General features: G+C 45.0%; 10 protein-coding genes. 7 read left to right on the top strand and 3 right to left on the bottom strand.

The genetic code is table 11. The features are described 5' to 3' along the window. Positions 1-76: 76 nt before the first annotated feature. From ABZR88_RS04765 to ABZR88_RS04790, 6 genes are all read left to right on the top strand, one after another. The gene (locus ABZR88_RS04765; protein WP_245917113.1) at positions 77-1,027 is read left to right on the top strand and encodes a TIGR01212 family radical SAM protein; all 951 of its coding nucleotides are present in this window, start codon (positions 77-79) and stop codon (positions 1,025-1,027) included. A gap of 337 nt (positions 1,028-1,364) precedes the next feature. Beyond that, entirely contained in the window at positions 1,365-2,576 is a 1,212-nt protein-coding gene (locus ABZR88_RS04770; RefSeq protein WP_107831168.1) for an acyltransferase, read from the top strand. Between the two features lie 38 nt (positions 2,577-2,614). Further along, positions 2,615-4,744, top strand: a complete 2,130-nt coding sequence (locus tag ABZR88_RS04775; RefSeq protein WP_146166605.1) for a tetratricopeptide repeat protein — start codon at positions 2,615-2,617, stop codon at positions 4,742-4,744. Positions 4,745-4,781: 37 nt separating this feature from the next. Further along, positions 4,782-6,134 carry an acetylxylan esterase gene (locus tag ABZR88_RS04780; RefSeq protein WP_107831172.1) on the top strand — a complete coding sequence of 451 codons (1,353 nt, stop codon included), beginning with the start codon at positions 4,782-4,784 and terminating at the stop codon, positions 6,132-6,134. Positions 6,135-6,147: 13 nt separating this feature from the next. Beyond that, complete coding sequence (locus ABZR88_RS04785; protein ID WP_146166606.1) at positions 6,148-6,990, top strand: transporter; 843 nt, start codon at positions 6,148-6,150, stop codon at positions 6,988-6,990. 84 nt (positions 6,991-7,074) lie between these two features. Continuing rightward, positions 7,075-7,470 carry an endonuclease domain-containing protein gene (locus ABZR88_RS04790; protein WP_107831176.1) on the top strand — a complete coding sequence of 132 codons (396 nt, stop codon included), beginning with the start codon at positions 7,075-7,077 and terminating at the stop codon, positions 7,468-7,470. 284 nt (positions 7,471-7,754) lie between these two features. Here the strand turns inward: ABZR88_RS04790 and ABZR88_RS04795 are convergent, their stop codons facing one another. From ABZR88_RS04795 to ABZR88_RS04805, 3 genes are all read right to left on the bottom strand, one after another. After that, a complete protein-coding gene (locus ABZR88_RS04795) occupies positions 7,755-8,225 on the bottom strand; it encodes an SRPBCC family protein (protein ID WP_107831178.1) in 471 nt (156 codons plus the stop codon). Positions 8,226-8,297: 72 nt separating this feature from the next. Beyond that, positions 8,298-9,014, bottom strand: coding sequence for a hypothetical protein (locus ABZR88_RS04800; protein WP_146166607.1), 717 nt, complete (start codon positions 9,012-9,014; stop codon positions 8,298-8,300). Between the two features lie 299 nt (positions 9,015-9,313). After that, a complete protein-coding gene (locus tag ABZR88_RS04805) occupies positions 9,314-9,787 on the bottom strand; it encodes a ribonuclease H-like YkuK family protein (RefSeq protein ID WP_107831182.1) in 474 nt (157 codons plus the stop codon). 205 nt (positions 9,788-9,992) lie between these two features. Here ABZR88_RS04805 and ABZR88_RS04810 point away from each other — a divergent pair, with 205 nt between their 5' ends. Then, positions 9,993-12,044 carry a M13 family metallopeptidase gene (locus tag ABZR88_RS04810; protein WP_107831184.1) on the top strand — a complete coding sequence of 684 codons (2,052 nt, stop codon included), beginning with the start codon at positions 9,993-9,995 and terminating at the stop codon, positions 12,042-12,044. The last annotated feature ends 104 nt before the right edge of the window (positions 12,045-12,148 follow it).

Below are 12,148 nucleotides of genomic sequence, written 5' to 3' on the forward strand. Positions count from 1 at the left end.
TGAATTGAGATAGTAAACGCGATATCATTAAATCACCATCTGCACATTCGCACATCAAAATCCCTATCTTTGCCAAATGATGTTAACTAATTCGGCAGCAGTACAGTGGGAGAAGGGTTATAACAATTACGGGCCGTGGCTGCGCGAGAAATATAAGGGCATGCGCGTGTTCAAGGTGATTGTAGACGGCGGCTTTACCTGTCCTAACCGCGATGGCTCCAAAGGCTATGGCGGCTGCACCTATTGCAATGTCGATTCATTTACCCCATCGGTAGCGCGCGATCAGCCTACGCTGCGCGAGCAGGTGCTGATGGGCATGGAACGTGCCCGCAAAGGCAACAAGGCCGATAAGTTTATCATCTATTTTCAACCCAATACCAATACTTACGCGCCGGCACATTACCTCAAAATGCTGTATGACGAGGCGTTGAGCGTTAATACTGAAGATATTGTGGGCCTGTCTGTAGGTACCCGTCCCGATTGTATCGATGCCGAGAAAATCGCCCTGCTGGAAAGCTATACCGACCGCTTTGATGTGGATCTGGAGATGGGCATGGAAAGTATCTATAACGATACCCTGACGCAGATTAACCGCGGCTGCATGCACGAAGACCTGCTGCGCGCCCTGAAACTGGTAGAGAACAGCAAACTGGACATTTGTGTACACACCATCTTCGGCTTCCCCTGGGAAACCAAGGAGATGATGCTGAAATATGCCGATGAGATTAATCGCCACCCCCAAATCAAGTTCGTAAAATTCCATCACCTGCATATTGTAGAAGGCTCAGTAATGGGCGTAAAATATAAACGCGAACCATTCAAGCTATTTAGCCTGCCAGAGTATACTGATTTCTTGTGCGAACTGCTACCACTTGTTCGTCCGGATGTAGTGATTCAGCGCCTGTTCGGCATCAGCGACTGGGAACTGCTCATTGCCCCTAACTGGGGACTGAAAAAATCAGAGATCCAGTATTTTATTGATAAAACGATTTTGGATAGGGGGGTAGTGCAGGGATCGGCGCTATGATGAACCTGGATTTAACGGATTTATCGTGAATTGATATTTTTTTGGCACTCAAGAGGGCTTCGCCGTTTCTAGGATTTACAGGATTTGATTTAGGTCACCCCGAACTTGTTTCGGGATCCCGCATGCAAGGTTAGTGCATGACTATTATCACGTCCTATGGGGGGGCGAAACAAGTTCGGCATGACCTGTATTTAATGGACATCCTATAATTGATATGGCAGGTATCCTGAAAATCCCATAAATCCGTTTAATCCTGGTTCAAGATTTCTTACAACTTTCACCCTCCTTGGCTTCGTTTTTGCTATTTTTAGCCTGTCAACTATCTATTTAACACGTTTTGTCACAAAGGGGCCAGTCTAACTATTTTCCGGTGCTTACAGGGGTACGCGCTTTAGCGGCTTACCTGGTGTTCATCTCGCACTATGATTATGTGTTTGATGAAGGTTTTCCCCAATGGTTGAGGCGTTTTTTCCACGAATTCCACATCGGTGTTACCGTTTTCTTTGTGCTATCGGGCTTTCTGATAACTTATCGTTATTATCATAACTTTCAGTTAAGCGGTAAGTGGTTCAGGCAATACGTCAAAAATCGTGTGGCCCGCATCTACCCCATGTACTTTTTGCTGACCACCGGGGCATTTATCTATTACTATTTTACGCACGATACCAGCATCACCAAAAACTACCCCTCGCCGGTAGGATTGTACTTTATGAATATCTTTTTTGCCCGAGGTTTCTTCTACCAGCTTTGGGACACAGGTATAGCGCAGGGCTGGAGTTTAACGGTTGAGGAATGTTTCTATTTTTCGGCCCCCATCATTTTCTATATCGCCATTAAATACAAAAAGTTTTACGTGCAACCGGTAATCATTACGCTTACCGGCGTACTGCTGGTTTTGATTTTCAGGCATGTTAACTGGTGGGGCTTTTTTGGCAACTTTACGTTTATGATGCTGTACACCTTCCTGGGCCGCTGCTTTGAGTTTTTTGTGGGCATACAGCTGGCACTGTGGTTGTTAAAACGTGGGTTTACGCGGAAAAATAACGTATCGTTTACCTACATCGGGTTTGGGCTCATCTTTGTTTTTGTGCTGGTGATGGCTATGTTACCTATCCCGCAAGGATGGATTGCCGGCTTGCAGCATCCGGTGGGTATTGTGCTCAATAACTATTTAATTTCGTCGGCCATTGGCCTGTTCTTTTATGGTTTGCTTACCGAGCAGACCGCTGTAAAAAGCGTTTTATCAATGCCATTTGTAGAGTTGTTGGGTAAGGCATCTTACATTTTTTACCTGATCCATTTAGGGTATATGTATGGCTTTTTGCATCACGCGTGGGACTGGCTAAACGAGCGGGTTTTTGACCTGTATGGTAATTGGGGGGTAGATTGGAAATCGCCGTTTGAGAATGATCAGGTTAACCTGGTTTATGCTTTTATTGTGCTTAATGCCATCTCTATATTTTTGTTTAAATTTATAGAGGAGCCGCTTAACCATGCCATACGCAAGTCGGGCTTTTTGATTAAGCCAACTGCCCGGCATCAAAATTGATTAAAAAAAGCGACCCCGAGGGTGGTCGTCTGCTTTATATGAAAACGATTTTACTTGTCCTCTTTCTGCTGCCTTTTTATGCACTTGCGCAAAACTCAGAAGCGCTGATTCAAAGCGGCAACGCCAAAGCCGGCGAGAAGAATTATACCGGTGCCATTGCCGATTTTAGCCGCGCCATTCAACTGGACGGCAATAACTCGCGCATTTATTATTATCGCGCCAATGCCTACAGTAACCTGAAAGATTACCGGAACGCCATCTCTGATTTTACCCGTTCTATCGAGCTGAACCCTAACTATGTAATGGCCTGGTTTTACCGTGGTAACGCCCATGCGGCCAATCATGAACCGACAGATGCCATTGATGATTTTGATCACGCCATGGCCATGAATACGCCAACGGCAGAAATGTATCACTATCGGGCCAATGCTAAAAGCGACGCAGGTGATTACGATGGCGCTATTGCCGATTTTAATACAGCAATCAAGATGTCGCCCAATAATGCTGATCTGTACGAGTACCGCGGCGTGGCCAAAGCCAACCAGGGCAATCATCAGGGAGCCATTGCAGATTATGATGTGGCTGCGCGTTTACAACCCAATAATTCAGATCTCGTTTTCTATCGTGCCAACTCAAAAGCCAGCTTGGGCGATTTTCCCGGTGCCATTGCCGATTATAAACGTGCAACAACATTGAATCCGCGCAATGCCGACGCCTTTTTTTATTGTGCCAATGCCGAGGCTAACCTGAAACAATATGATGCCGCCATTGCCGATTTTAAAACAGCTATCAGCATCAATCCGCGTTTGCCAAATATTTATAAATATCTGGCCAATGCGTTGAGTCATGGCTCCAATATCGGTTCGGCAGCCAGCTATTTTACCGATGCATTGAAGCGCGATCCAAACAATGCAGAGATCTACCTGTACGATGGCATCGTTAAAAATAACCTGGGCGATCAGGATGCGGCGATGACTGATTTTAATAAATCAATCAAGCTGAATCCCAAAAACGCTGATGCCTATCAAACCCGTGCCGATCTGCGTTATGATCTGAAAGATTACGACGGTGCCAAAGGCGATGCCGACACGGCCATCATTCTTGACCCCAAAAACAGTTATGCCTACTTGAGTCGGGCACGTGTGCTTCTGAAATTAAAAGACACCGTTAAAGCTTTGGCTGATGCAGATCAATCCATAAAAATTAATCCAACTAATGATTACGGCCTGGTAGTTCGCGGAGATATCCGCACCATCATGAAAAAATACCCGGATGCACTGGCTGATTATGATAAGGCTCTGCGCATTAACAGTGGTAATGCCGAAACTTACTTGAAACGTGGCGCGGCCCGTTTAATGGCCGGCGATAGGACAGGTAGTTTGCAGGATTATAACAAGGCTTTGACTATGGATAAAGGCAATGTAAGCATGTACAGCCGCGCCGGACAAGAAATGCTGGATGCGGAGTTTTATGCTGATGTTTTGCCTGTGTATGATTTTCTGCTCTCAAAAAAACCAACAGAAAGTGGCTATTATATTAACCGGGGTATTGCCAAACAGCATACCGGTAATGAGCAGGGTGCACTGACAGATTTTAACCATGCCATTGACATGGATGCAGTATCGGGTAAGGCATTGGCCCAACGCGCCAGCCTGCAATTACAGCTAAAGAACTATGACGCTTCCCTGCAGGATGTAAACAAAGCGCTGCTGATTAATGAGAATGATGACGAAGCTTATTTCATTCGCGGCAACCTGTACCTGGAAAAGAAAGACTACCGCAATGCACTGAGCGATTATAACACCGCGCTGTTCATCAACTTGAAAAATGATAAGGTGGTTGCCTCGCGCGGCTATGTAGAAAGCTTTTTGCCTGATTTTAAAGATCGCATGAATGCCGATTTTGCCGATGCTATTAAACGTCAGCCTAACAACGCACGCGTGTATGATTTGCGTGGACAGGCCAAGTTTAATACCCGCGATTTAACTGCCGCGCAGGATTTTGATAAGGCCATTGCGCTGGATGCCAGGTATGCACCGGCTTACCTGCATCGCGGATTATTAAAAGTATCGGGCGCTAACACGTCATCAGCCTGTGCCGATTTTAAGAAGGCGTTTGATCTGGGGATGAAAGAAGCGCAGGAACAGATTAGAAGATATTGTAAGTAAACACAGATTAGCTATCAGTTTAAATAAGAAAAACGGAATGTTTAAAAGATATAAAGCGCTGCTGCTATTTATTACAACAGGGTTTTTGTGGCTCAACGGGTTGAACCTGAACGCCTGTTTTGCACAGGAAGGCAAGAAAGACGAAGAGCATGAAGACGAGGTTTACATAGAAGTTGATCCGCGTAATAAAAACGCGATTTTTAACGACGATGACGACATCGGCTACAAGATAAAAGTAAAAAGCACTTACAAGGAAACGCAGGACGGCAAGCTGAGCTATGATCTGCTAACGGATGAAAATAAACTTATTTCTACCCATAGCTTGCCGGTGCACTTGACCCATAACTCAAGCGATAGTTACAACATCACACTGCCGCACCAGAAGGCCGGTTTTTACCGCTTGAACATGCGTTTCAACTTTACATCGTATGATGATACGGTGAAGCGCGTTTTTGGTGTTAGTCCGTTAAAGTTACATAGCGAGCTGCACCGCCCTGATGATTTTGAAGCATTCTGGAAAGGTACGTTGGTCGAGTTGAAGAAAGTGCCACCACAATACAAAGTAATTGAACGTAAAGACTTATCTACCAAATACAAAACTGTTTACCTGGTAGAGATGCGCTCGTACCAGAACTACCTGATTCGCGGTTGGTTGGTTGTGCCTACTTTTGGCAGGAGGTTGCCGGTCCATTACCGTGTGCCTGGCTATGGTGTGGAAATGCACCCCAATATGGATGCCGACGATTTTGTGGCGTTTGACTTGAACGTACGTGGCAGCGGAAACAGCCAGGACAGCATCAAATTGAATACCGATATCTATTCCACTCACGGGCTGGAAGACCGCGATAACTACATTTACCGCGGCGCATATATGGACTGTATCCGCGGACTGGATTTCCTGGCCTCGCACCCTAAACTGAAAATAGATACTACCCGCATATTTGTTGAAGGCGGTAGCCAGGGTGGTGCACTGGGCATAATGGTGGCCGCATTGGATAAACGCGTAAAGGCTTTGACCGTACAGGTTCCACTATACTCAGATATTCGCGATACCTACGCTGTTTCAGCTACCTATGATGTGCAGGTGTTCCCATTCAAAATGTTTCGGAAATACCATGACTCGCACCCTGGCTATACCTGGGATGAGTTTTACAAAGTGTTTGACTATTACGACCCGCAAAACTTTGCCCCAATGGTAAAATGCCCTGTGCTGATGGGTATAGGTTTGCTGGATTTGTACTGCCCGCCGCGTAGTAGCATGAGCATGTATAATCATTTGGGTACTAAAGATAAAGAGTACATTACAGTAGCCAACTCCACGCACGAGGTGAACTTTAACTACTTCATGTTTCAAAACAACTGGTTGCGCGAAAAGCTGCGTGTGCCATAATCCTGTTGCATAAATGAAAAAGATCTATCTATTTTTATTAATACTCATCAGCATGGTATCAACGGTTAATACCGCGCGTGCCGGCTGGCCAATAGGCAAGTACCGCAATCTTGTGATCCCGTCTTTTAACTACTATACATCAAAAGATACGTGGGATCAGAACGGTGACAAGATCAAAGGTAAACCCGGTGCCGGTTTTACCAGCTACTCGTTTGGCTTGTATGCTGGTTACGGCATCACCCGTCGCTTAGACGCCATTGTGAATGTGCTTTACCCCATGCAGTACAGCGCCTATCGCGATGGTTCAAATAACCTGGTAAAACAAAACAGCCAGGGTTTGGGCGATTTGCAGGCCGGTTTAAGCTACAATCTGTTCAACTTTGGTTATACCAGTTTCCTGTCGGTAATGGGTTCGGCTATTATTCCGCTGTATGATACTACCAAGACGGTGGCGCTGGGCTATGCCTCGTATGGAGCCGAGCTGAAGCTGATGTACAGCGGTGCCATAGATAAAAGCTGGCTAAAAGGTTACTACAACCTGGAAGTAGGCTATCGTCGTTATTTTGCAGACCAAGGGCCGAATGTGATTATCTATACCGCGTCAATGGGCGTGCCGCTTGGCCGCCGCAACCAGATGAGTGTGGAGCTGAGCGGACAGAACTCCTATAGTATCAACAAATCATTTAATCCCAACCTGGCCGTAAACCGCGATTATCGCTTCACCAAGGGTGCCCTTAATTACGGTCATACTTTTACAAGGCGGTTCTCGGTGTTTCTCTCTGGCTTCTATACCTTTACAGGGCGCAATACAGGGCAGGGATACGGAGGCTCGGTGCAGTCGATATTTAAGTTGTAGGCTTCGGGTCAAAAACAAAGCTCGCCAGTATAATTCCCCTCTAGAGAGGGGTTAGGGGTGTGTCATTCGTCATGCTAAGACACGGTGCAAAGAAAAATCATTCCTTATAATCAACATCTAAAAGAGCTGGCCAGGAAACTCCGCAATGAAAGTACTCCAGGCGAAGTATTATTGTGGCAAGAATTAAAAGCCCAAAAGCTCGGCTATGATTTTCATCGGCAGAAACCGCTATTAAATTATATTGTTGATTTTTACTGCAGCGAGCTTGAATTGGTTATCGAATTAGATGGCCTTTATCATGACGATATATTAGAGCTGGATGCTGTTCGTGATGAAGAGCTGCGGGCATATAATTTGACCGTATTGCGGTTTTCTGAGATGCAAGTGAGAAAGGATATGGCGAATCTATTGCGTGTGATAGAGCATTATATTGAGGAATATGAAAGCGCTCACGGTTGTTGGAAGGACACACCCCAATGAAAGGTAGTGCTGTTGGGCTCTTTTGTGCATCCCCTCTCAAGAGGGGAAATGAAGTTTTGCGTAAGTAGCTTTCATACAGTATTTTGTGGCGTTAATTAACTTAGAAGGAAGCTTTGGAGTTGTGCGATTCCCCTCTTGAGAGGGGCGGAGGGGTGTGTCCTTATACGTGCGAAATGACACACCCCTGCAACCGCACATTCAACGCGCCCCCTCTCAAGAGGGGATTTAACTCTTCCCAAAGACCACTCGGCTCCAGCCGAGCGACTGCAATTATAACTCCCCCTTTAGGGAGCTGGGGGAAACATCTTCCTGATCGCCTCTTCCCTAAACTCAAAAATTTGCCGTATCTGTTTCTCTACAAATAAATTATTGGCTAGTCGGCCAATTGGTCCGTATGGTATGGCGTAGTTTAGAATATCGCGCATGCGGGTACCACCGGGGATGGCCTCAAAGTGATGCTGATGGTGCCACAGGGCATAGGGGCCAAAGCGCTGCTCGTCTACAAAATATTGCTGATCCTGTACGTGGGTAATCTCGGTCATCCAATCCATTTCAACACCCAGGAAGGGGGAGATTTTGTAAGTGATAATCATACCTGGATACATTTGGGTGTGGGCAGTGTAGGGCGATGTTACTTTAAACTTCACGTTGTCTGGCGTAATCTTAGCCAGGTTCAACGGCGACCGGAAAAACTCCCAGGCCTCGGCCACGCTGATAGGAATATCCTGTTGCCAGGTAAGCAGGTATGTTTTCATTAATACTAATAAGGAATTTTTATAAGCAATAACCCATTATGTAGCTTGTTGGTTTTCTAAGTATCTTGGTTTTTAGGCGAATAAGAGATAAGGTATCTTGTAGCTTTTAATATGGATAAATATCTCGCCGTTACTTTTTTGATCGATTTGGGTAATTTGAAAAATACGTAAAACGGACATTGCACGGTACACCGTATTCTTATCCTTTAAAGTATAATTATTAGCAATAGTTTTCCAATTGCGATATAAATCAACATCACGATCACGCATAGGATAAGATGACGTTTTTAATTTGCTTTCATAGGTGTTAAGATCATGAATAACCTGTGTATGAGATAGGGTGTTAGCATGCAACAAATGTTTAAATATGCTATCAGTTAGCTTAAATGTCTGATCACGTCGCTGTATGTTGAATTTGGCAAGGACTTGATTTAATCCGTATTCAAAGCAACCGGTAGTATCTTTGCCAAGTTTTTTTAAAGAATCAGTAGATAGCCAGTACGTTTCATTATTGCAATCTACGGGAAGTAGTGTGCTGGTCTGGTTGTTTGAGAACACGATCAATTGATCGCAGTTGTCGGCAATTGGGCCCCGGAGTATTTTTAGTTTGATGCCTTGTAATGTAAGTGAATCACTGACTTTGTATAGCGTGGTGTTTTTCTTATCCAGCCACACAGAATAGCGTGCGGTAATACTGTCAAATGCCGAATGTCCAGATTGCGGGTTGCGAGAATGACACTGCGTAAAAAAGAGTAAGCTGGAAAGATACCCTGCTATTAAAAGCTTCATACAACTAATGTAATAGTTATATGGGTTCTGATGGAGTTTTTAGTAAATAAAATGTGGTATTCTCATCTTTGTTTATGTACAAACGTTTTTAGATAACAGATGTGATGTTTGGATCGTCCGGCATGACGCTGAAGATAGGAGGCTTACGAAGTTTCCAGAAGGCCGTAAGTCTTATTGAAGACTGGTTCAGACGGAAAAAATAGGGGAGACAATCTCAACCACACCTCACCACGGAGGTGTGTAGAGCGATGAACATAAGCGTTATTCACCACTCACCATTAACGCGCGCCACGCGCGTACTACTGCACCATTTTGTTGGCGCAGCAAGAGCTGGCAAATGCCTCTGGCTTGGCCTTAAACACAAAGCCCATACTCAAAATATAGCCCATAGCCTCATGCAAAGCCTGGTTTGATTTGAACATTGGGTTGGTGTTAATGTCGGCATGTACCTCCAGGTCCACATCGTAAAGGTCCAACAAATCGCACAGGCGGTAAGAGATGTCGATTGACTTTTGCACTTCCGACAGCATGCGTTCTTTAATGCTCATTTTTTGTGTTGAGCGTTCCTGGTGGATAAACATAAAGCCGCCGCGTTGCTCGCGCAGAAAGACGATTACTGTGGCAAAATCGGTATGGTCGCCTTTCACCTGTGAGTCTGTGCCGATGCAAACTTTTAGCTTGTTGCCAAGGGCGCTTTCGCGCTCAATAGCTCTTTCTACTTCCTCGATGATGGGAGTTTGGATTACCTCTCCGCTGAATTTTCTCCAGGTCATAAAATTGCTTTTAGGTTAAACAGATATATGACCTGCGGTAACAGGTCTATAAAAATAAGCGATAAACTATTTTATAAACGTAATTTCAGGGTAATTTATTTGTTAACATACTGGTGATTGTCAACAGGTTATTTTATATTGGGTGGTGTTTTGCCGTTTCTAAGGCGGCAGAGCCTATATTTACCAAACAAACAATTTAATTATCATGAAACTATCCAACTACTTGTGGCTGGCTTTGCCGGCTGTTATTGCGGCTGGTTGTAAGGGGAGTCAAAGCGGCGACAGCTCGTCTGACGTTCCTAAACGTACTGTGTTTTTTGACAAGACCGGTATGGACACCACCGTAAAGCCCGGCGATAACTTTTTTATGTATGCCAGCGGCGCCTGGTTAAAGAAAACGCAGATCCCGCCGTCTGAAAGAGGATGGGGCTCTTTTTATACCTTGAATGACGATAACCTGAAAAACCTGCATAAGATACTGGACCAGGTATCGGCAGGTAGTCATGACAAAGGTAGCCTGGAGCAAAAGGTTGGTGACTTGTATGCTGCCGGTATGGATACCGCAGCGATAGATAAAGCCGGTTATGACCCAATTAAAGCTACGCTTGCCAAAATTGACGGATTGAAAGATTATAAAGAACTGATTGATTACGCCGCTTCATCATTTAAAGATGGTGATGGGTACCTGATTGGTTTTTATGTTGCTCCGGATGATAAGAACAGCAGCAAAAACCTGGCACAGTTTACCCAGGCAGGCACCAGCTTGCCAGAGAAATCTTATTACTTTAAAACAGACTCAGTTTCGTTAAAAATCAGGAAAGCATTTACCGATTATATTGCCAAACTGTTCACGCTGACTGGTTCTGATGCGGCCACCGCTGCCAAAAATGCCGATGCGGTTTTGAAACTGGAAACCGAGATTGCCAAATCGCACTCTACACCGGTTGAATTGCGCGACCCGCAGGCCAACTACCATAAATTTACCGTAACAGACCTGCAGAAACAGGTGCCTGATCTGGACCTGAAACACCTGTTTGATTTGATGGAGATTAAAACCGACACCGTGTTGGTTGGTCAGCCGAAGTATTACGTGGCGCTTGATCAGTTGCTGAAAAGCCAGCCGATTGACGTTTGGAAGGCTGAGCTGAAGTTTAACGCCATCAGCACATCTGCCAGTTATTTGAGTAAAGATTTCCGCGAAGCGCATTTTAATTTCTATAACAAAACGCTGAACGGCCAGAAAAAACAGCAGGACAGATGGAAGCAAATGGCTAAGTTGACTGATAGTAGCCTGGGTGAATTGCTGGGGCAGCTATATGTTGAAAAGTACTTTACACCTGATGCCAAAAAACGTATGCTTGACCTGGTGAACAACCTGCAAAGCGTGTACAAAGACCGTATTGAAAAACTGGATTGGATGAGTTCGGCCACTAAGCAAAAAGCCGAAGAAAAACTGGCAGCCTTTACCAAAAAGATAGGCTACCCAGACAAATGGAAGAAATATGATGATGTAGAGATCAGCAAAAACGACTTCTATGCTGACATGCAATCTGTGTCAAAGCATAACTATTTTGAGGAGCTGAAAAAGGTGAACAAACCGGTTGACAGATCTGAGTGGGGGATGACACCGCCAACAGTTAATGCTTATTATAACCCGCTATCTAATGAGATTGTGTTCCCTGCCGGTATCCTGCAGTTCCCGTTCTTTGATAAAGATGCTGACGATGCCATTAACTACGGTGCTATTGGTGCAGTTATCGGTCACGAGATGACCCATGGTTTTGACGATCAGGGCAGCCAGTATGACAAGGTAGGTAACCTGAAAATGTGGTGGACCCCAGAAGACAACACCAAGTTCAAAGCTAAAACCCAGATGGTGGTAGACCAGTACAATAAATATGTTGTGCTGAACGATGTGCACGTAAACGGCAGCCTTACCCTGGGCGAAAACATTGCCGATATTGGTGGCTTAGCCATTGCTTACCAGGCCTTCAAAAACACTGAGCAAGGTAAAGGCAATACCAAAATTGACGGCCTGACACCAGATCAGCGTTTCTTCCTGTCGTTTGCACAAGTATGGCGTATTAAGAATACCGATGAAACCATGCGCATGCGCACCCAAGTGGATCCGCACTCCCCAGAGATGTACCGTGTAAATGGTCCGCTCTCTAATATGCCTGCATTTTATGATGCCTTTGGTATTAAACCAGGTGATAAGATGTATCGTGCAGAGAAGGACAGGGTGAAGATCTGGTAGATTTCTGGAGTTCGAATGTTCAATTTCGAACGTATTCTTGTCTGAATATAAAAGCAAATGGCCCGGAATTTCCGGGCCATTTGCTTTTGAAGTCGTTCGGCAGG

The sequence above is a fragment of the Mucilaginibacter yixingensis genome (genome assembly GCF_041080815.1).
GTDB lineage: Bacteria > Bacteroidota > Bacteroidia > Sphingobacteriales > Sphingobacteriaceae > Mucilaginibacter > Mucilaginibacter yixingensis.

Excerpts from the sequence above, each read along its gene's own strand:
- ABZR88_RS04765 (WP_245917113.1), top strand. The coding sequence starts at position 77 with ATGATGTTAACTAATTCGGCAGCAGTACAGTGGGAGAAGGGTTATAAC.
- ABZR88_RS04795 (WP_107831178.1), bottom strand. The coding sequence starts at position 8,225 with ATGAAAACATACCTGCTTACCTGGCAACAGGATATTCCTATCAGCGTG.
- ABZR88_RS04810 (WP_107831184.1), top strand. The coding sequence starts at position 9,993 with ATGAAACTATCCAACTACTTGTGGCTGGCTTTGCCGGCTGTTATTGCG.
- ABZR88_RS04800 (WP_146166607.1), bottom strand. The coding sequence starts at position 9,014 with ATGAAGCTTTTAATAGCAGGGTATCTTTCCAGCTTACTCTTTTTTACG.
- ABZR88_RS04775 (WP_146166605.1), top strand. The coding sequence starts at position 2,615 with ATGAAAACGATTTTACTTGTCCTCTTTCTGCTGCCTTTTTATGCACTT.
- ABZR88_RS04785 (WP_146166606.1), top strand. The coding sequence starts at position 6,148 with ATGAAAAAGATCTATCTATTTTTATTAATACTCATCAGCATGGTATCA.
- ABZR88_RS04805 (WP_107831182.1), bottom strand. The coding sequence starts at position 9,787 with ATGACCTGGAGAAAATTCAGCGGAGAGGTAATCCAAACTCCCATCATC.
- ABZR88_RS04780 (WP_107831172.1), top strand. The coding sequence starts at position 4,782 with ATGTTTAAAAGATATAAAGCGCTGCTGCTATTTATTACAACAGGGTTT.